This window comes from Pseudomonas brassicacearum (genome assembly GCF_918698105.1).
Classification (GTDB): domain Bacteria; phylum Pseudomonadota; class Gammaproteobacteria; order Pseudomonadales; family Pseudomonadaceae; genus Aquipseudomonas; species Aquipseudomonas brassicacearum_F.
On sequence record NZ_CAKKMI010000099.1, the window covers coordinates 1 to 20,582 of the forward strand.

The 20,582-nt window shown below is 59.5% G+C and carries 17 protein-coding genes; 15 read left to right on the forward strand and 2 right to left on the reverse strand.

What is annotated here, in order from left to right; genetic code table 11:
* Positions 1 to 520 precede the first annotated feature (520 nt).
* Positions 521 to 1,810: a citrate synthase gene (gene gltA / locus LQ215_RS26370; RefSeq protein WP_003204440.1), complete on the reverse strand. Its 1,290-nt coding sequence runs from the start codon at positions 1,808 to 1,810 to the stop codon at positions 521 to 523.
* A gap of 365 nt (positions 1,811 to 2,175) precedes the next feature.
* On the opposite strand from gltA, the gene sdhC reads away from it, so the two are divergent.
* The 11 genes from sdhC to LQ215_RS26425 all read left to right on the forward strand — a co-directional run bounded on the left by sdhC (position 2,176) and on the right by LQ215_RS26425 (position 16,208).
* Positions 2,176 to 2,550 (forward strand): succinate dehydrogenase, cytochrome b556 subunit, encoded by a 375-nt coding sequence (gene sdhC, locus LQ215_RS26375; protein ID WP_003179220.1) that lies wholly within the window; start codon positions 2,176 to 2,178, stop codon positions 2,548 to 2,550.
* Complete coding sequence (sdhD, locus tag LQ215_RS26380; protein ID WP_003179222.1) at positions 2,544 to 2,912, forward strand: succinate dehydrogenase, hydrophobic membrane anchor protein; 369 nt, start codon at positions 2,544 to 2,546, stop codon at positions 2,910 to 2,912. Before sdhC ends, sdhD begins: the two co-directional genes overlap by 7 nt.
* 3 nt (positions 2,913 to 2,915) lie before the next feature.
* Positions 2,916 to 4,688 (forward strand): succinate dehydrogenase flavoprotein subunit, encoded by a 1,773-nt coding sequence (gene sdhA, locus LQ215_RS26385; RefSeq protein ID WP_063324841.1) that lies wholly within the window; start codon positions 2,916 to 2,918, stop codon positions 4,686 to 4,688.
* 11 nt (positions 4,689 to 4,699) lie between these two features.
* Positions 4,700 to 5,404 (forward strand): succinate dehydrogenase iron-sulfur subunit, encoded by a 705-nt coding sequence (locus LQ215_RS26390; protein ID WP_003204434.1) that lies wholly within the window; start codon positions 4,700 to 4,702, stop codon positions 5,402 to 5,404.
* A gap of 262 nt (positions 5,405 to 5,666) precedes the next feature.
* A complete protein-coding gene (locus tag LQ215_RS26395; RefSeq protein WP_230153264.1) occupies positions 5,667 to 8,498 on the forward strand; it encodes a 2-oxoglutarate dehydrogenase E1 component in 2,832 nt (943 codons plus the stop codon).
* A 44-nt stretch (positions 8,499 to 8,542) separates the two neighbouring features.
* Positions 8,543 to 9,769 (forward strand): 2-oxoglutarate dehydrogenase complex dihydrolipoyllysine-residue succinyltransferase, encoded by a 1,227-nt coding sequence (gene odhB, locus LQ215_RS26400; protein WP_230153265.1) that lies wholly within the window; start codon positions 8,543 to 8,545, stop codon positions 9,767 to 9,769.
* 113 nt (positions 9,770 to 9,882) lie between these two features.
* Positions 9,883 to 11,319: a dihydrolipoyl dehydrogenase gene (gene lpdA, locus LQ215_RS26405; protein ID WP_003204429.1), complete on the forward strand. Its 1,437-nt coding sequence runs from the start codon at positions 9,883 to 9,885 to the stop codon at positions 11,317 to 11,319.
* 196 nt (positions 11,320 to 11,515) lie between these two features.
* Positions 11,516 to 12,682 carry an ADP-forming succinate--CoA ligase subunit beta gene (sucC, locus tag LQ215_RS26410; RefSeq protein WP_230153266.1) on the forward strand — a complete coding sequence of 389 codons (1,167 nt, stop codon included), beginning with the start codon at positions 11,516 to 11,518 and terminating at the stop codon, positions 12,680 to 12,682.
* On the forward strand, positions 12,682 to 13,566 hold the full coding sequence (gene sucD, locus LQ215_RS26415) for a succinate--CoA ligase subunit alpha (protein ID WP_003179236.1): 885 nt from the start codon (positions 12,682 to 12,684) through the stop codon (positions 13,564 to 13,566). The genes sucC and sucD overlap by 1 nt, the downstream gene beginning before the upstream one ends.
* 357 nt (positions 13,567 to 13,923) lie before the next feature.
* Positions 13,924 to 15,237 (forward strand): branched-chain amino acid transport system II carrier protein, encoded by a 1,314-nt coding sequence (brnQ, locus tag LQ215_RS26420; protein ID WP_230153267.1) that lies wholly within the window; start codon positions 13,924 to 13,926, stop codon positions 15,235 to 15,237.
* A gap of 233 nt (positions 15,238 to 15,470) precedes the next feature.
* Positions 15,471 to 16,208 (forward strand): DUF599 domain-containing protein, encoded by a 738-nt coding sequence (locus LQ215_RS26425; protein WP_230153268.1) that lies wholly within the window; start codon positions 15,471 to 15,473, stop codon positions 16,206 to 16,208.
* A gap of 71 nt (positions 16,209 to 16,279) precedes the next feature.
* Here the strand turns inward: LQ215_RS26425 and LQ215_RS26430 are convergent, their stop codons facing one another.
* Positions 16,280 to 16,528, reverse strand: coding sequence for a hypothetical protein (locus LQ215_RS26430; RefSeq protein ID WP_230153269.1), 249 nt, complete (start codon positions 16,526 to 16,528; stop codon positions 16,280 to 16,282).
* 158 nt (positions 16,529 to 16,686) lie between these two features.
* Between LQ215_RS26430 and LQ215_RS26435 the strand changes: the two genes are divergently transcribed.
* The 4 genes from LQ215_RS26435 to LQ215_RS26450 all read left to right on the forward strand — a co-directional run bounded on the left by LQ215_RS26435 (position 16,687) and on the right by LQ215_RS26450 (position 20,488).
* Positions 16,687 to 17,163, forward strand: a complete 477-nt coding sequence (locus LQ215_RS26435) for a PaaI family thioesterase (protein WP_230153270.1) — start codon at positions 16,687 to 16,689, stop codon at positions 17,161 to 17,163.
* Positions 17,160 to 17,621: a PaaI family thioesterase gene (locus LQ215_RS26440; protein ID WP_230153271.1), complete on the forward strand. Its 462-nt coding sequence runs from the start codon at positions 17,160 to 17,162 to the stop codon at positions 17,619 to 17,621. The genes LQ215_RS26435 and LQ215_RS26440 overlap by 4 nt, the downstream gene beginning before the upstream one ends.
* Before the next feature lie 87 nt (positions 17,622 to 17,708).
* The gene (gene htpG / locus LQ215_RS26445; protein WP_230153272.1) at positions 17,709 to 19,613 is read left to right on the forward strand and encodes a molecular chaperone HtpG; all 1,905 of its coding nucleotides are present in this window, start codon (positions 17,709 to 17,711) and stop codon (positions 19,611 to 19,613) included.
* A gap of 146 nt (positions 19,614 to 19,759) precedes the next feature.
* A complete protein-coding gene (locus tag LQ215_RS26450; protein WP_230153273.1) occupies positions 19,760 to 20,488 on the forward strand; it encodes a dienelactone hydrolase family protein in 729 nt (242 codons plus the stop codon).
* The last annotated feature ends 94 nt before the right edge of the window (positions 20,489 to 20,582 follow it).

Genomic DNA, 20,582 nt, shown 5'->3' on the forward strand with positions numbered 1-20,582 from the left:
GGTGGACGTTGATCTCGGCGCCCCGTTAACCACGCTGGCCGAACGCAGGCATTGCGCAGTGGGCATCCCGGCATGGATGCCGGGATAGCCGCGCTGGGCCATGGATGGCCCTTCGCGGCGGCCCACGGAGCAATGCCGGAGTGAGGGCATGCCGAGCCTAAGCGAGGCACCAAGTGGTGGGGCATGAGCGTTTTGGTTACTTTTGGCGCTTTTCAAAAGTGACCCGCCGTCAGGGCGGAACCCTAAGTGGCCGTTACCGCAGCAACGGATATGTGCCCAACCCAACCCCAAGGAAAACGGCGCTCCCTCGGAAAAGCGCCGTTCCCTTAAGTGAACAGCACTACGCTCCCACAGGGGATTTGCGTCGTACACAGGGTCCAATGTGGGAGCGAGCCTGCTCGCGAAGGCGTCGGACCAGTCGCCGCAGATATCAAAGAGGGCATAAACAAAACAGCCCCTGCTCTTATATAAGAAGCAGGGGCTGTTTCAGTGCAGCTTGGGACCTAGCGCAAGGCAGGTCTTACTTGCGGTCTTCCAGCTGGGTAATGTCACGCGACTCGTAGCCGGTGTACAGCTGGCGCGGGCGCCCGATTTTGTACGGGCTGGAGAGCATTTCCTTCCAGTGGGAGATCCAGCCCACGGTCCGCGCCAGGGCGAAGATCACGGTGAACATGCTGGTTGGAATGCCGATCGCCTTCAGGATGATGCCCGAGTAGAAGTCGACGTTCGGGTACAGCGAGCGCTCGATGAAGTACGGGTCGGTCAGGGCGATCTCTTCCAGGCGCATGGCCAGTTCGAGTTGCGGATCGTTCTTGATCCCCAGTTCCTTGAGCACTTCGTCGCAGGTCTGCTTCATGACGGTGGCGCGCGGGTCGCGGTTCTTGTAGACCCGGTGACCGAAGCCCATCAGCTTGAACGGATCGTTCTTGTCCTTGGCCTTGGCGATGAACTTGTCGATGTTCGAGACATCGCCGATTTCATCGAGCATGGTCAGCACCGCTTCGTTGGCACCGCCGTGGGCAGGGCCCCAGAGTGCGGCGATACCGGCGGCGATACAGGCGAACGGGTTGGCACCCGAGGAGCCGGCCAGGCGCACGGTGGACGTGGAGGCGTTCTGCTCGTGGTCGGCATGGAGGATGAAGATCCGGTCCATGGCCTTGGCGAGCACCGGGCTGATCGGTTTGATCTCGCACGGGGTGTTGAACATCATATGCAGGAAGTTCTCTGCATAGGTCAGGTCGTTGCGCGGGTACATCATGGGCTGGCCCATGGAGTACTTGTAGACCATCGCTGCCAGGGTCGGCATCTTCGCCACCAGGCGGATCGCGGAGATTTCGCGATGCTGGGGGTTATTGATGTCCAGGGAGTCGTGGTAGAAGGCCGAGAGGGCGCCGACAACGCCGCACATGACGGCCATCGGGTGGGCATCGCGACGGAAGCCGTTGAAGAAGGTCTTCAACTGCTCGTGAACCATGGTGTGGTTCTTCACGGTGCTGACGAACTGGGCCTTTTGCTCTGCGGTTGGCAGCTCGCCGTTGAGCAGCAGGTAGCAGGTTTCCAGGTAGTCCGATTTTTCAGCCAGTTGCTCGATCGGGTAGCCACGGTGCAGCAGGATGCCGTTGTCGCCGTCGATATAGGTGATTTTCGATTCGCACGAGGCGGTCGACATGAAACCTGGGTCAAAGGTGAAACGGCCCGTGGCCGTCAGGCCCCGTACGTCGATTACATCGGGACCAACGGTGCCGGTTAAAATGGGCAGCTCGACGGGGGCTGCGCCCTCGATGATCAACTGCGCTTTTTTGTCAGCCATGTGGCCTCCTATTAATGCTTGAAATCATCAGACAGACCCCCCACGCAGGGCCCGCACCACTATAGTGAGATAAATTCGAAAGTCAATTTGCCTAAAGTCTTGCTCCAGAAGGCTTTAACCGGACTTTTTCCGCGAAATTACCTGCCGTTTACGCCTTTTGCGCCGTATGTGCAATGCGCTATTAGGGGAAGGTGAACGCGTTGTCATTAGTAGCCTAACTGTCTATACTCGGCCACCGACCGCCAGGGGCTTTTGGGCCTGCTTTCTTGGGGGTCGTCACTCCCTGGGTGGTGAGTACCTGACCAGTGCGCGCCCCAACAACTTTGCCCTGATTGTTAGGGGCTCTTCAGTGTGAAAAAAAAGCCGTGAAAAGCCAACGACCTGTAAACCTAGACCTAAGGACCATCAAACTCCCAGTCACTGCTTACACGTCCATTCTTCACCGTATTTCCGGTGTCATTCTCTTCGTCAGCCTGGCCATCATGCTTTATGCATTGGACAAGTCGCTCGATTCGGAAGAAGGCTTCGGTCAGGTGAAAGCGTGTCTGACCAGTCCGCTAGCCAAGCTAGTGATTTGGGGCATCCTGTCCGCCTTGCTGTATCACTTGGTTGCCGGTGTGCGCCACTTGATCATGGACATGGGCATCGGTGAGACGCTGGAAGGCGGCAAGCTGGGCTCGAAAATCATTATCGCCGTGTCTGCGGTGCTGATCGTTCTGGCAGGAGTCTGGATATGGTAACCAACGTCACGAACCTTTCGCGTTCGGGCCTCTATGACTGGATGGCGCAGCGTGTGTCTGCGGTCGTTCTCGCGGCTTACTTCATCTTCCTGATCGGATATGTCGTAGCAAACCCAGGCCTGGGCTATGCCCAATGGCATGAACTGTTCGCAAACAACTGGATGCGTATCTTCAGTCTGCTGGCACTTGTCGCACTGGGCGCTCACGCCTGGGTCGGCATGTGGACCATCGCGACCGACTACCTGACGCAAATGGCGTTTGGCAAGTCGGCGACTGCCGTACGTTTCCTCTTCCAGGCAGTATGCGGCGTTGCGATGTTCGCTTACTTCGTCTGGGGTGTGCAGATTCTCTGGGGTATCTGATCCATGGCTAACATTCCAACGATTTCTTTCGACGCCATCATCATTGGTGGTGGCGGTGCCGGCATGCGCGCAGCGCTGCAACTGGCACAGGGCGGTCACAAGACTGCCGTGATCACCAAGGTTTTCCCGACCCGTTCGCACACTGTTTCCGCCCAGGGCGGCATTACCTGCGCCATCGCTTCGGCCGACCCGAACGATGACTGGCGCTGGCACATGTACGATACCGTCAAGGGTTCCGACTACATCGGTGACCAGGACGCTATCGAATACATGTGTCAGGAAGGCCCGGCCGCGGTGTTCGAGCTGGACCACATGGGTATGCCATTCTCGCGTACCGAGCAAGGTCGTATCTACCAGCGTCCGTTCGGTGGCCAGTCCAAGGACTACGGCAAGGGCGGCCAGGCTGCGCGTACTTGCGCGGCGTCCGACCGTACCGGTCACGCACTGCTGCACACCCTGTACCAGGGCAACCTGAAAGCCGGTACCACGTTCCTGAACGAGTACTACGCCGTTGACCTGGTGAAGAACCAGGACGGCGCCTTCGTCGGTGTGATCGCAATCTGCATCGAAACCGGCGAAACCACCTACATCCGCGCCAAGGCCACCGTACTGGCGACCGGCGGTGCAGGCCGTATCTACGCATCCACCACCAATGCCCTGATCAACACTGGTGACGGCGTCGGCATGGCCCTGCGTGCTGGCGTGCCGGTACAAGACATCGAAATGTGGCAGTTCCACCCAACCGGCATCGCCGGCGCCGGTGTACTGGTGACCGAAGGTTGCCGTGGTGAAGGTGGTTACCTGATCAACAAGCACGGCGAGCGTTTCATGGAGCGTTATGCTCCGAACGCCAAGGACCTTGCCGGTCGTGACGTGGTTGCCCGTTCGATGGTTAAAGAGATCATCGCTGGCAACGGTTGCGGTCCGAATGGCGACCACGTGATGCTCAAGCTCGATCACCTGGGTGAAGAAGTGCTGCACAGCCGCCTGCCAGGCATCTGCGAACTGTCCAAGACCTTCGCTCACGTCGACCCGGTCGTTGCGCCAGTTCCAGTAGTTCCAACCTGCCACTATATGATGGGCGGCGTTGCCACCAACATTCACGGCCAGGCGATCACCCAGAACGCCGAAGGCGTGGACGAAATCATCCCTGGCCTGTTCGCAGTGGGTGAAGTGGCTTGCGTATCGGTTCACGGTGCCAACCGCCTGGGCGGCAACTCGTTGCTCGACCTGGTGGTCTTCGGTCGCGCTGCCGGCCTGCACCTGGAGAAAGCGCTGTCCGACGGTATCGAATATGACGATGCCACCGACGCCAACATCGAAGCTGCCCTGGCGCGTCTGTCCGCTCTGAACGAGCGTACCGAAGGCGAAGACGTGGCGACCCTGCGTCGCGAGCTGCAAAACTGCATGCAGAACTACTTCGGTGTGTTCCGTACCGGCGAATACATGCAGAAGGGTATTGCCCAGCTGGCGCAATTGCGTGAACGAATCGCCAACGTGAAGATCAACGATAAGTCGCAGGCGTTCAACACTGCCCGTATCGAAGCGCTGGAATTGCAGAACCTGCTGGAAGTGGCCGAAGCCACCGCCATCGCCGCAGAAGTGCGTAAAGAGTCCCGTGGCGCCCACGCCCGCGAAGACTTCGAAGACCGTGACGACGAAAACTGGCTGTGCCACACCTTGTACTTCCCGGGTGAAAAACGCGTCGCCAAGCGTGCCGTGAACTTCTCGCCGAAGACTGTTCCGACTTTCGAACCAAAAGTCCGGACTTATTAAGGGTGACCGCTATGTTGCAAGTCAGTGTTTATCGCTACAACCCTGATCAGGACGCTGCGCCGTTCATGCAGGACTTCCAGGTCGATACCGGTGGTAAAGACCTGATGGTGCTGGACGTGCTGGCCCTGATCAAGGAACAGGACGAAGGTTTCTCCTATCGTCGCTCCTGCCGTGAGGGCGTTTGCGGCTCCGACGGCATGAACATCAACGGCAAGAACGGCCTGGCCTGCATCACGCCGCTGTCGGCCGTGGTCAAGGGCAACAAGCTGATCGTTCGTCCGCTGCCAGGTTTGCCGGTTATCCGTGACCTGGTCGTCGATATGAGCATCTTCTACAAGCAATACGAGAAGGTGAAGCCATTCCTGCAGAACGACACGCCGGCTCCGGCCATCGAGCGTCTGCAGACTCCTGAAGAGCGTGAGAAGCTCGACGGTCTGTACGAGTGCATCCTGTGCGCTTGCTGCTCGACCTCGTGCCCATCGTTCTGGTGGAACCCGGACAAATTCCTGGGCCCGGCCGCCCTGCTGCAAGCGTACCGCTTCCTGGCAGACAGCCGTGACACCAAGACGTCCGAGCGCCTGGCTTCGCTGGATGACCCGTTCAGCGTATTCCGCTGCCGCGGGATCATGAACTGCGTCAACGTTTGTCCAAAAGGCCTGAACCCGACTAAGGCCATCGGTCACATTCGTAACATGCTGCTGCAAAGCGGCGTTTGATTCAGCTGCTGTACCCGTAGGACCGTTGTACCCGTAAAGGCCAGGGCGCGGGCTTCAACCCGCGTCATGGCTATAACCAGAACAGCCGCTCACAAAGCGGCAGTTCTTATTTTGAAGAAATGAGACAAGCAGGGGCATCCGGGCTGGTACCCGGACTATCAGCGTGATCCTAAGTGGCTTGTTTTAGTCGCTGCACTCGGACTTCTGCAAGTTTGCTCGGTGTTTTCGCCGGTGGTGTTCCCCTAATCGAGGGTGACCAAGCATGCAAGAAAGCGTGATGCAGCGCATGTGGAACAGTGCCCACCTTTCCGGTGGTAACGCTGCCTATGTGGAAGAGCTTTACGAGCTCTACCTGCACGACCCTAACGCTGTGCCAGAAGAATGGCGCACCTACTTTCAGAAGTTGCCGGCTGACGGTAACTCTGCCACTGATGTTTCGCACTCGACGATTCGCGATCATTTCGTGCTGCTGGCGAAGAACCAGCGCCGCGCTCAACCGGTGTCTGCCGGCAGCGTGAGCAGTGAGCACGAGAAGAAGCAAGTTGAAGTGCTGCGACTGATCCAGGCCTACCGGATGCGTGGCCACCAGGCAGCCCAGCTTGACCCGCTGGGGCTGTGGCAGCGTCCTGCACCTGCAGACCTGTCGATCACTCACTACGGCTTGACCAATGCCGATCTTGATACGACCTTCCGTGCCGGCGACCTGTTCATCGGCAAAGAGGAAGCGAGCCTACGCGAAATTCACGAAGCGTTGCAGCAGACATATTGCCGCACCATCGGCGCTGAATTTACGCACATTACCGATTCCGAGCAGCGCCAGTGGTTCCAGCAGCGTCTGGAAAGCGTTCGTGGCCGTCCGACGTACTCCGCCGACATCAAGAGCCACTTGCTCGAGCGCGTCACCGCGGGTGAGGGCCTGGAGAAGTATCTGGGTACCAAGTACCCGGGCACCAAGCGTTTCGGCCTGGAAGGCGGCGAAAGCCTGATTCCAATGCTGGACGAGCTGATCCAGCGTTCCGGTTCCTACGGCACCAAGGAAGTGGTCATCGGCATGGCCCACCGTGGCCGCTTGAACGTGCTGGTCAACACCTTCGGCAAGAACCCGCGCGAGCTGTTCGACGAGTTCGAAGGCAAGAAGAAGGTCGAGCTGGGTTCCGGTGACGTGAAATACCACCAGGGCTTTTCGTCCAACGTGATGACCACAGGTGGCGAAGTGCACCTGGCCATGGCGTTCAACCCATCCCACCTGGAAATCGTTTCCCCGGTGGTCGAGGGTTCGGTCCGTGCGCGCCAGGATCGTCGCAACGATCCGACCGGTGAAAAAGTATTGCCAATCTCCATCCACGGTGATGCGGCGTTCGCCGGTCAAGGCGTGGTCATGGAAACCTTCCAGATGTCGCAGACCCGCGGCTTCAAGACTGGCGGTACGGTTCACATCGTCATCAACAACCAGGTTGGTTTCACCATCAGCAACCCGCTGGACTCGCGTTCCACCGAGTACGCAACCGACGTCGCGAAAATGATCCAGGCGCCGATTCTCCATGTGAATGGCGATGACCCGGAAGCCGTGCTGTTCGTGACCCAGCTGGCCATCGACTACCGCATGCAGTACAAGCGCGACGTGGTGATCGACCTGGTCTGCTACCGTCGTCGCGGCCACAACGAGGCCGACGAGCCAAGCGGCACCCAGCCTCTGATGTACCAGCAGATCGCCAAGCAGCGCACCACCCGTGAGCTGTATGCCGAGCGCCTGACCCAGAGCGGCGTGCTGGATGCAGCGCGCGTCCAGGAAAAAGTCGATGAATATCGCAATGCCCTGGATAACGGCCTGCACGTTGTAAAAAGCCTGGTCAAAGAGCCGAACAAAGAGTTGTTCGTGGACTGGCGTCCATACCTGGGCCACGCCTGGACCGCGCGTCACGACACCCGTTTCGACCTCAAGACCCTGCAGGAACTGTCCGCCAAGCTGCTGGAAATCCCGGACGGCTTCGTGGTTCAGCGCCAAGTCTCGAAAATCTACGAAGACCGGCAGAAGATGCAAGCCGGCGGCCTGCCGATCAACTGGGGTTATGCCGAAACCATGGCGTACGCGACCCTGGCGTTCGAAGGTCACCCGGTGCGCATCACCGGCCAGGACGTAGGCCGCGGCACTTTCTCGCACCGCCACGCGGCGCTGCACAACCAGAAAGACGCCAGCACCTATATCCCGCTGCAACACCTGTACAAAGGCCAGCCACGTTTCGACCTGTACGATTCGCTGCTGTCCGAGGAAGCCGTGCTGGCGTTCGAATATGGCTACTCCACCACCGAGCCGAATGCGCTGGTGATCTGGGAAGCCCAGTTCGGCGACTTCGCCAACGGTGCCCAGGTGGTTGTCGACCAGTTCATCACCAGCGGCGAGCACAAGTGGGGTCGTCTCTGCGGTCTGACCATGCTGTTGCCACACGGTTATGAAGGGCAGGGGCCGGAGCACTCTTCGGCGCGTCTGGAGCGTTACCTGCAGTTGTGCGCCGAGCACAACGTCCAGGTTTGCGTACCGACGACTCCAGCGCAGATCTACCACCTGCTGCGTCGTCAGGTCATCCGTCCGCTGCGCAAGCCGCTGATCGTGCTGACACCCAAGTCGCTGCTGCGTCACAAACTGGCGATCTCCACGCTCGAGGATCTGGCCGAAGGCTCGTTCCAGACCGTTATTTCGGAAATCGACACCCTGGACGCGGCGAAGGTCACTCGCCTGGTCCTGTGCAGCGGCAAGGTCTACTACGACCTGCTGGAAAAACGTCGTGCCGAAGGCCGCGAAGACATCGCCATCGTGCGTATCGAGCAGCTTTACCCGTTCCCGGAAGAAGACCTGATGGAGGCCATCGCGCCTTACACCAACCTCACCCACGTGGTGTGGTGTCAGGAAGAACCGATGAACCAAGGCGCTTGGTACAGCAGCCAGCATCACCTGCGTCGCAGCATCGGCAACCATAACAAGGCCCTGGGCCTGGAATATGCCGGCCGTGATGCTTCCGCTGCACCTGCGTGTGGTTATGCGTCGATGCACGCCGAGCAGCAGGAAAAACTGCTGCAAGATGCCTTCACTGTTTAACGCCTTCGCGCTGACTGAAACCGAATTTTAAGGACCCACAGATAATGGCTATCGAAATCAAAGCCCCGTCATTCCCGGAATCGGTTGCCGATGGCACCGTTGCCACCTGGCACAAGAAACCAGGCGAGGCCGTCAAGCGTGACGACCTGATCGTCGACATCGAGACCGACAAGGTCGTGCTGGAAGTATTGGCCGAAGCTGACGGCGTGCTGGGCGCAATCATTGCCGAAGAGGGCGCTACCGTTCTGTCGAACCAGGTCCTGGGTTCGATCGAAGAGGGCGGTGCTGCCGCCGCTGCTCCAGCCGCCGCTGCTGCTGCACCGGCCGCCGCCCAGGCCGCCGCGCCAGCCGCCGCTGGCGAAGACGATCCAGTCGCTGCCCCGGCTGCTCGCAAGCTGGCTGAAGAGAACGGCATCAACATCGCTTCCGTTGCCGGCACCGGCAAGGGTGGTCGCGTGACCAAGGAAGACGTGGTTGCAGCCGTTGCCGCCAAGAAAGCCGCTCCGGCCGCAGCACCTGCCAAGCCTGCCGCACCTGCCGCTGCCGCGCCGGTGTTCGCTGCCGGTGACCGCGTTGAAAAACGCGTTCCGATGACCCGCCTGCGGGCCAAGGTTGCCGAGCGTCTGGTTGAAGCACAGTCGAACATGGCGATGTTGACCACCTTCAACGAAGTCGACATGACCGAAGTCATGGCCCTGCGTTCGAAGTACAAGGATCTGTTCGAGAAGTCCCACAACGGCGTACGCCTGGGCTTCATGTCGTTCTTCGTCAAGGCTGCCACCGAAGCGCTGAAACGCTTCCCGGCCGTCAACGCGTCGATCGACGGTTCCGACATCGTCTACCACGGCTACGCCGATATCGGTGTTGCCGTTTCCAGCGACCGTGGCCTGGTGGTTCCGGTACTGCGTAACGCCGAACTGATGAGCCTGGCCGAAATCGAAGGCGGCATCGCCACCTTCGGCAAGAAGGCCCGTGACGGCAAGCTGTCCATCGAAGAGATGACCGGCGGTACGTTCACCATCACCAACGGTGGTACATTCGGTTCGATGATGTCGACCCCGATCGTCAACCCGCCGCAAGCGGCTATCCTGGGCATGCACAACATTCTGCAGCGTCCTATGGCGATCAATGGTCAAGTCGTGATTCGTCCGATGATGTACCTGGCACTGTCCTACGATCACCGCCTGATCGACGGTAAAGAAGCCGTGACGTTCCTGGTAACCATCAAGAACCTGCTTGAAGATCCGGCTCGTCTGCTGCTGGATATCTGATTTTCGCCGCGAGGGCCGGTCTGTTGTGACCGGCCTCTTGCTGAAACAACCGGTTTCGTCCCTCGACGGTCATCACAAGTGACCGTCCGGTTTGATTCGAAAAGGAATGACTCATGACTCAGAAATTCGACGTGGTAGTGATTGGTGCGGGCCCTGGCGGCTACGTAGCGGCCATCAAGGCTGCGCAACTGGGCCTTACCACTGCCTGCATCGAGAAATACACCGACAAGGAGGGCAAGCTGGCCCTCGGCGGTACTTGCCTGAACGTCGGTTGCATTCCTTCCAAGGCGCTGCTGGACAGCTCCTGGAAGTTCCACGAAGCCCAGGACGGCTTCGCGATCCACGGCATCAGCACGGGCGACGTGAAGATGGACGTGCCGGCGATGGTCGGTCGCAAGGCCAACATCGTCAAGAACCTGACCAGCGGTGTTGCCACCCTGTTCAAGGCCAACGGCGTAACTTCGATCCAGGGCCACGGCAAGCTGCTGATGGGCAAGAAAGTCGAAGTGACCAAGCCAGACGGTTCGGTTGAAGTGATCGAAGCCGAGAACGTCATCCTGGCGCCAGGTTCGCGTCCGATCGACATTCCACCGGCTCCGGTCGACCAGAACGTGATCGTCGATTCCACCGGTGCCCTGGAATTCCAGACCGTGCCAAAACGCCTGGGCGTGATCGGCGCTGGCGTGATCGGCCTCGAGCTGGGTTCGGTATGGTCGCGCCTGGGTGCGCAAGTGACCGTACTGGAAGCCCTCGATACCTTCCTGATGGCCGCTGACGCTGCGGTTTCCAAGGAAGCGCTGAAAACCCTGACCAAACAGGGCCTGGACATCAAGCTGGGCGCTCGCGTCACCGGTTCGAAGGTCAACGGCGAAGAAGTCGTGGTGACCTACACCGACACCAACGGCGAACAGACCATCACCTTCGACAAGCTGATCGTGGCCGTAGGCCGTCGTCCAGTGACCACCGACCTGCTGGCTGCCGATAGCGGCGTGGAAATCGACGAGCGCGGCTTCATTGCCGTCGACGACCAGTGCGCAACCGCAGTACCGGGCGTCTTCGCCATCGGCGACGTGGTTCGCGGCATGATGCTGGCACACAAGGCATCCGAAGAAGGCATCATGGTTGTCGAGCGCATCAAGGGCCACAAAGCCCAGATGAACTACGACCTGATCCCTTCGGTTATCTACACCCACCCGGAAATCGCATGGGTTGGCAAGACCGAGCAGGCCTTGAAAGCCGAAGGCGTTGAAGTTAACGTCGGCACCTTCCCGTTCGCAGCCTCCGGCCGTGCCATGGCAGCCAACGATACCGGTGGTTTCGTGAAAGTCATCGCCGACGCCAAGACGGATCGCGTATTGGGCGTTCACGTCATTGGCCCAAGCGCTGCCGAGCTGGTACAGCAAGGCGCGATCGGCATGGAATTCGGCACCAGCGCTGAAGATCTGGGCATGATGGTCTTCTCCCATCCGACCCTGTCCGAAGCCTTGCACGAAGCGGCCCTGGCCGTAAATGGCGGCGCCATCCACGTGGCCAACCGCAAGAAGCGTTAAAAAACAATAAGAAACCACGGCGGTTTGGCCCGTCGTGAGCCTTGCGAGCAAGACTCACCGCGGAATATCCGCTGGACGCAGCCTTGCGTAGCCGAACCGGTCAACTGGAACGCTACGCAAGCAGCAGTCACAGGTGGTGCGGCACCAGAACGGTGCAGCACCGAATGCGCAGTACCTAACGAAGACGGTAATAAGCATGAATCTTCACGAGTATCAGGGTAAGCAGCTGTTCGCTGAGTACGGCCTGCCAGTATCCACCGGTTACGCGGTAGACACCCCGGAAGCGGCAGCAGAAGCTTGCGACAAAATCGGCGGCAGCGAATGGGTTGTCAAAGCCCAGGTTCACGCCGGTGGTCGCGGTAAAGCGGGCGGCGTCAAGCTGGTTCGCAGCAAAGAAGACGCCAAAACCTTCGCACAGCAGTGGCTGGGCAAGCGTCTGGTGACTTACCAGACTGACGCCAACGGTCAGCCAGTCACCAAGATCCTGGTTGAATCGTGCACTGATATCGCTAAAGAGCTGTACCTGGGCGCTGTCGTCGACCGTTCGAGCCGCCGCATCGTGTTCATGGCTTCCACCGAAGGTGGCGTGGACATCGAGAAAATCGCTCACGATACCCCTGAGAAAATCCTCAAGGCCACCATCGACCCACTGGTTGGCGCACAGCCATTCCAGGGTCGCGAGCTGGCATTCCAGCTGGGCCTGGAAGGCAAGCAGGTCACTCAGTTCGCCAAGATCTTCGTAGGTCTGGCCAAGCTGTTCCAGGACCACGACCTGGCACTGCTGGAAGTGAACCCGCTGGTGATCAAGGCCGACGGCGACCTGCACTGCCTCGATGCCAAGATCAACATCGACGCCAACGCCATGTACCGTCAGCCTAAGCTGAAGACTTTCCACGATCCGTCGCAAGACGATCCGCGCGAAGCGCACGCTGCCAAGTTCGAACTGAACTACGTAGCCCTGGAAGGTAACATCGGCTGCATGGTCAACGGTGCCGGCCTGGCCATGGGTACCATGGACATCGTCAACCTGCATGGCGGCAAGCCAGCCAACTTCCTCGACGTGGGCGGCGGTGCTACCAAGGAACGCGTAACTGAAGCGTTCAAGATCATCCTGTCCGACACCAATGTCGCTGCAGTACTGGTCAACATCTTCGGCGGCATCGTTCGCTGCGACATGATTGCCGAAGGCATCATCGGCGCCGTGAAAGAAGTTGGCGTGAAAATCCCGGTTGTTGTTCGCCTTGAAGGCAACAACGCTGAGCTGGGCGCTAAAGTACTGGCAGAAAGCGGTTTGAACATCATCGCTGCTACCAGCCTGACCGACGCTGCTCAACAAGTCGTTAAAGCTGCGGAGGGCAAATAATGAGCGTCCTGATCAATAAAGACACCAAGGTTATCTGCCAGGGTATTACCGGTTCGCAAGGTAGTTTCCACACCCAGCAAGCCATCGAATACGGCACCAAGATGGTCGGTGGCGTAACACCGGGCAAGGGCGGCACCGAGCACCTGGGCCTGCCAGTGTTCAACACCGTGAAAGACGCTGTAGCGGCCACTGGCGCCACCGCCAGCGTGATCTACGTTCCAGCTCCTTTCTGCAAGGACTCCATCCTTGAAGCAGCGTTCGGCGGCATCAAGCTGATCGTCTGCATCACCGAAGGCATCCCGACCATCGACATGCTGGAAGCCAAGGTCAAGTGCGACGAGCTGGGTATCACCCTGATCGGTCCTAACTGCCCAGGCGTGATCACCCCAGGCGAATGCAAGATCGGCATCATGCCAGGTCACATTCACTTGCCAGGCAAGGTCGGTATCGTTTCCCGTTCCGGCACCCTGACCTACGAAGCTGTGAAGCAGACCACTGACGCCGGTTTCGGTCAGTCGACTTGCGTCGGCATCGGCGGTGACCCGATCCCAGGCTCGAACTTCATCGACATCCTGAAGCTGTTCCAGGAAGACCCGAAGACCGAAGCGATCGTCATGATCGGTGAGATCGGCGGTTCGGCTGAAGAAGAAGCGGCTGCCTACATCAAGGCCAACGTGACCAAGCCGGTTGTTTCCTACATCGCGGGTGTGACTGCTCCTCCGGGCAAGCGCATGGGCCATGCTGGCGCAATCATCTCTGGCGGCAAAGGCACTGCAGACGAGAAATTCGCTGCACTGCAAGACGCAGGCGTGAAAACCGTGCGTTCGCTGGCAGACATCGGCAAGGCCCTGGCCGAGCTGACTGGCTGGGAAATGAAGAAGTAAGCTTCGGCTGACCTTTTCGTTCCAGCAACAAAGGCCACCTTCGGGTGGCCTTTGTCGTTTCTGGCCCCGAGAACTGCTGACCTCGCCACAAGAGCCATGCTGCTGCCTGTACAAGCTAGAGCGACCCGGAAAAATAGATACGTAAACGCGACACGGAAACGTCGTGTATCGGATAGTTCGCCCCGTAACAGTGCGTTCTTTACGTAAATTCGTTAGGCTAGCCGCCATTTTTGCGACCGCTGCCCACAAGGAAGCGCCGCGTTAAACGGGTCGGTCCCAGACGGATCGGCAGCATTTCCCTCCACCCTCAAGGGAAATCCCTCTCTAAATTCCGATTCAGTAGTGTGGTTTCCTTAAATGAAAGTGTTGAAAGGCCAGGACATCCTGGCGCTTGGTTTCATGACATTTGCCCTGTTCGTCGGGGCCGGCAACATCATCTTCCCGCCTATCGTTGGTTTGCAGTCCGGGCCTCATGTCTGGATGGCGGCGCTGGGCTTCTTGATCACGGCGGTCGGGCTGCCGGTCATCACGGTCGTTGCGCTGGCCAAGGTGGGCGGTGCGATGGACGCCTTGAGCAGCCCCATCGGCAAGCTCGCCGGTGGAGTACTGGCGGCCGTGTGCTACCTGGCAGTCGGCCCGTTGTTCGCCACGCCGCGTACCGCCACCGTTTCGTTCGAAGTCGGCCTGGCGCCGTTGACCGGTGAAAGCCCGCTGGCGTTGTTCCTCTACAGCGCAGTGTATTTCCTGCTGGTGTTTTTCATCTCGCTGTATCCGGGCCGTCTGCTGGACACCGTTGGGCGTTTCCTCGCGCCACTGAAGATCATCGCCCTGGCCGTGCTCGGTATCGCGGCGTTTGCGTTGCCCGCCGGTGATATTGGCGTGGCCACCCCTGAATACGTGGCGGCGCCGTTTTCCCAGGGTTTCATCAATGGTTACCTGACCATGGATACCCTGGGCGCCTTGGTGTTCGGCATCGTCATCGTCAACGCCATTCGTTCCCGGGGCGTCGAGTCGCCGGCCTTGATCACCCGCTATGCGATCATCGCCGGGCTGATTGCCGGGGTGGGCCTGGCGCTGGTCTATGTCAGCCTGTTCCGCCTGGGTTCGGGCAGCCATGAAGTGGCCGTGGGCGCAACCAACGGTGCCGCTGTGCTGCATGCCTACGTGCAACACACGTTCGGCAGCCTGGGCAGCGGTTTCCTTGCGGTGTTGATCTCGCTGGCGTGCCTGGTGACCGCGGTCGGCCTGACCTGCGCCTGTGCCGAGTACTTCAGCCGTGTCCTGCCGCTGTCCTACAAGACCCTGGTCGTGATCCTGGCGGCCTTTTCGCTGCTGGTGTCCAACCTGGGCCTGACCAAGCTGATCGCGTTCTCGATTCCGGTCCTCACCGCGATCTACCCGCCATGCATCGCCCTGGTGGCCCTGAGCTTCTGCAAGGACTTCTGGCACGAGCAGGGGCGCATCGTTGGCCCGGTGATGCTGGTGTCGTTCCTGTTTGGCCTGGTCGATGCGCTCAAGGGCGCCGGCCTGGCGGACTGGATGCCGACGCAACTGGCCCATCTGCCGCTGAGCCAGCAAGGCCTGGCCTGGCTGGTGCCTTCGGTGATGACCCTGGTGGTCGCCGTGGTGTGTGATCGCCTGCTGGGCAAGCGCAGCGAAGCGTTGGCTTAAGCGGCCTACAGACAGGTCCATCGGCAAGAACTGAAATGCCCCGTATCAATCGATACGGGGCATTTTTTTTGCGTGCAGTGTCTTTTTCCGTGGACTGTGGGAGCGAGCCTGCTCGCGATAGCGTTGGAACTGCCGACATCAAAGTGAAAGTTATACCGCTATCGCGAGCAGGCTCGCTCCCACAGGGTTCGCTGATACTATTGCCACAGTTTTTTTTCGTCGCCGAGAATTGCATGTCATTCATCCAAGCCAACCTGATCCACCTGCTTGCCGCCGCCTGGTTCATCATCTGCTGGGCGGGCTACACCCGTTATGCCTCTTGGAAGGCCCGCGACACGGCGTGCCTGGCCAGCGTGATGCACCTGTACCGCGAGGACTGGATGCGCCGCATGCTGCTGCGTGAGAACCGTATCGCCGATGCCAGCGTGATCGGCAACCTGGAGCGCAACGCGTCCTTCTTCGCCTCCAGCACGCTGATCATCCTGGCCGGTATCCTGACGGTACTCGGGGCGTCCGATCGGGCGGTGTCGTTGCTGGCGGACCTGCCGATGGTGCAACAGGCTTCCCAGGGCATGGCGGAGGTCAAGTTGCTATGCCTGGCCTTGGTGTTCGTGTATGCCTTCTTCACGTTCAGTTGGTGCATGCGCCAATACAACTTCGCGGCAGTGCTGATTGGCTCGGCACCGATGATCGGCGAGCGTCATGTGTCGGAGCAGGAGCGCAAGGCCTTTGCGCTGAGGGCGGCGCGAGTGATCTCCATGGCCGCCAACCAGTTCAACTTCGGCCTGCGTGCCTATTACTTCGGCATGACCATGTTGGCGTGGTTCGTCAGCCCCTGGTTATTCATGTTGATGAGTGCTGGCGTGGTGTTCGTGCTGTATCAGCGCGAGTTTCATTCCGATGTGCTGGACGTGATGGTCTATACCCCCACTGAAGCGCCAGTGTCAGAGGTGGGCAAGGAAGCGGCCTGACAGGCGCGCCTCAAATCGCAGGCAAAAGAAAACCCGCACCAGGCGGGTTTTCTTTTGCTGCTAAAACCGTATCAGTTGGTTTTAGGCGCGGTAGCAGGGGCTTCTTTCGCGGCTGCTTCGTTCGATTCGGCCTGAGCTTTGGCGGCTTCGGCGTTTTCTTTCGCCGCGTCGTTCACTTTATCCTGTGCTTTGTTCATGTCTTGCTGAGCTTGCTCAGCGTGTTGGTTGGCATCTTGAGCTTTGTCCTCGGATTTTTTATCGCAGGCAGCGAGACCGAGGGAGGCGGCCAACATCAAGGCAATAGCAAAAGTCTTACGCATGGGGTGTTTCTCCTTATGGAAATAACTACTGGCCTTTTGAGCGCGCCCCCTCAGGTTAAGTTCCTCTTTTGCTACAGATATATAACTTTGCACGGTCGCGGAACTTTAGCGAACACGCCTGTTGCCAGGCCTCTAAACAAACAAGGGCATTGATGGACATGGCTGAAGATCCCATTTTTGAGCGTGCCACACGCTTTTTATCCGCCCTGCGGCATTGCCAGGTGCTGGGCTTGAAGTTGCACAGTGCCAGTCGCGACGGACTGACGGTCATCTTGCCGTTCAGCCCGCAAATAATCGGCAATCCCCTGACGGGCATCATCCACGGCGGGGCGTTGACTTCATTAATGGACACCGCGTGCGGCATGTCGACCTTATGTGTGCTGCCGCAATTCGAAGTCTGTCCCACCCTCGACCTGCGCATCGACTACATGCACGCCGCCGAGCCCCACAAGGATGTCTACGGCTTCGCGCAATGCTACCGAGTCACCCCGGACGTGATCTTCACCCGGGGTTTCGCCTACCAGGACGATCCCGAGCAACCCATCGCCCATGTGGTGGGTACATTCATGCGCCTGGGCCAGCATGCCAGGGGAATGGGGAAGGGCGTCCCGATGACCACCGTGGGCCAACCATGACCGATATCACTCAGGAACACCTGCGCCGCGCCTGTGAACAGGGCGACTACGCGTTGGTGCTGGCCTCGATCCCCTATGCGCAACTCATCGGCGTCGAATGCACGCGCCAGGGCGACGACTTGGTGTTTCGCCTGCCGGCCAACAAAGACAACATTGGTAACCCTTTACTGCCGGCCATTCATGGCGGGGTCATTGCCGGTTTCATGGAACTGGCCGCTGCCGTGCATCTGTTGATCGTCACCGGCACGCCAGGCATACCGAAAATCATCGATTTCTCCCTGGATTACCTGCGCACCGGGCAGTTTCGCGACACCTATGCCAAATGCCAGGTCTGGCGTCAGGGCCGGCGGGTCGCCAACGTCGCGATCACAGCCTGGCAGGACATCGAGGCCGAACCTATCGCCACCGCCCGGGCGCATTTCAAGATCCAGGAGCCTTCAAAACCTGATCGCCCTTGAAATCATCAGCGTTGCCCCCACCTTGAGGACATCCCGCCGCCAATCTCAGCGAGGCGGACACCACCATCCACTTGGAGTTTGATGACCATGAGCGTGGAAACTCAAAAGGAAACCCTGGGCTTCCAGACCGAGGTGAAGCAACTGCTGCACCTGATGATTCACTCGCTGTATTCCAATAAGGAAATTTTCCTTCGCGAGTTGATCTCGAACGCCTCTGACGCTGTCGACAAATTACGTTTCGAAGCCCTTTCCAAGCCTGAATTGCTGGAAGGCGGCGCCGAGCTGAAAATCCGTGTGAGCTTCGACAAGGACGCCAGAACTGTCACCCTCGAAGACAACGGCATCGGCATGAGCCGCGAAGAGGTGATCACGCACCTGGGCACCATCGCCAAGTCCGGCACCGCCGATTTCATGAAGAACCTGTCGGGCGATCAGAAGAAAGATTCCCACCTGATCGGCCAGTTCGGCGTCGGTTTCTATTCCGCGTTCATCGTGGCCGACCAGGTCGAAGTGTTCAGCCGCCGTGCCGGCCTCGCTGCGAGCGAAGGCGTGCACTGGTCGTCCAAGGGCGAGGGCGAGTTTGAAGTCGCCACCGTCGACAAGGCGGATCGCGGCACCCGCATCGTGCTGCACCTCAAGTCCGGCGAAGACGAGTTCGCCGATGGCTGGCGCCTGCGCAACATCATCAAGAAGTATTCCGACCATATCGCGCTACCGATCGAGCTGCCGAAGGAAGTCACCGCTGCCGAAGGCGAAGAAAAGCCTGAAGTGGAATGGGAAACCGTCAACCGCGCCAGTGCCCTGTGGACCCGTCCGCGCACCGAAGTGAAAGACGAGGAATACCAGGAGTTCTACAAGCACATCGCCCACGACTTCGAGAACCCGCTGAGCTGGAGCCATAACAAGGTCGAAGGCAAGCTGGAGTACAACTCACTGCTGTACGTGCCGGCCCGTGCGCCGTTCGACCTGTACCAGCGCGAAGCGCCACGCGGCCTGAAGCTGTACGTGCAGCGTGTGTTCGTGATGGACCAGGCCGAATCGTTCCTGCCGTTGTACCTGCGCTTCATCAAAGGTGTGGTGGATTCCAATGACCTGTCGCTGAACGTTTCGCGGGAAATCCTGCAGAAGGATCCGATCATCGACTCCATGAAGTCGGCACTGACCAAGCGCGTGCTGGACATGCTGGAAAAACTGGCGAAGAACGAGCCCGAGCAGTACAAGAGCTTCTGGAAAAACTTCGGCCAGGTGATGAAAGAAGGCCCGGCCGAGGATTTCGCCAACAAGGAGAAAATCGCCGGCCTGCTGCGCTTTGCGTCGACCCAGGGGGACGATGGCGAGCAGATCGTGGGCCTGGCCGATTACCTGGCTCGCGCCAAGGAAGGCCAAGACAAGATCTACTACCTGACCGGTGAAACTTATGCACAGGTCAAGAACAGCCCGCACCTGGAAGTCTTCCGCAAGAAAGGCATCGAAGTGCTGCTGCTGACCGACCGCATCGACGAGTGGCTGATGAGCTACCTCAACGAGTTCGACGGCAAGAGCTTTGTCGATGTGGCCCGGGGTGACCTGGACCTCGGCAACCTGGATTCGGAAGAAGACAAGAAAGCCGCCGAAGAAGTCGCCAAGAGCAAGGAAGGCCTGGTCGAGCGGATCAAGACGGCCCTGGGCGACGCTGTCAGCGAAGTGCGTGTCTCGCACCGCCTGACCGACTCCCCGGCGATCCTGGCCATCGGTGAGCAGGACCTGGGCCTGCAAATGCGCCAGATCCTCGAAGCCAGCGGCCAGAAAGTCCCGGACTCCAAGCCGATCTTCGAATTCAACCCGGCCCACCCGCTGGTGGAGAAACTCGACAACGAGCAGAGCGAGGAGCGTTTCGGCGATCTGTCGCATATCCTGTTCGACCAAGCGGCCCTGGCGGCTGGCGACAGCCTGAAGGACCCGGCGGCGTATGTGCGTCGCCTGAACAAGCTGCTGGTTGAACTGTCAGCTTAATCTGACGCAGGAAAGTCCCTTGTGGGAGCGAGCTTGCTCGCGATGACGGTAGACCAGTCAACGTATTTGTTGAATGTGGGACCGAAATCGCGAGCAAGCTCGCTCCCACATGGGCTTCTTGAATGTTTCATCAAGAGGAGTCCGTCATGAGTCAGGTTACGGTTCGTTCGCTGGTCTATCAGATCGAAGGGCAAAGTTATGAAGGCCGCCTGGCCTTCGACGTCAGCCAACAGGGCTCGCGCCCGGGGTTGCTGATGGCGCCGAATTGGATGGGCGTAGGGGCGGGGGCCGAGGACATCGCCAGGTCGGTGGCGGCCAACGGTTATGTGGTGTTGATCGCCGACCTGTACGGGCAGACGGTCCGCCCGAGCAATGCCGATGAGGCGGGCGCGGCGATGATGCCACTCAAGAACGACCGGGCCTTGTTGCGCAAGCGCATGCAGGCGGCGCTCGAGCAACTGCAGAGCCAGGGCGAAGCGCAGGTCGACGCTTCCAGGCTGGCCACGTTCGGCTTTTGCTTCGGGGGCTGCTGTGCGCTGGAACTGGCCCGTAGCGGCGCACCGCTGAAAGCGGCGATTTCCTTCCACGGCACCCTGGATACACCGAACCCGGCCGATGCGCAGAACATCCAGGGAGCGGTGTTGGTCATGCATGGCGCTTCGGACCCGCTGGTGCCGAAAGAGCAGCTACCGGCCTTCGAAGATGAAATGAACGCCGCCGCCGTGGATTGGCAACTGCTGAGCTACGGCGGTGCGGTGCATTCGTTCACCGACCCGCAGGCCAATGTGCCGGGCAAGATGATGTACGACGCCAAGGTCGCCGGGCGGGCGTTCCGGTCGATGCATAACTTGTTGGATGAGGTGTTCAGGGGTTGAGATTGGGTTGACGCAGAACCCTGTGGGAGCCGAGCTTGCTCGCGATAGCGGTGTATCAATCAGCATTAATACCGACTGACACACCGCTATCGCT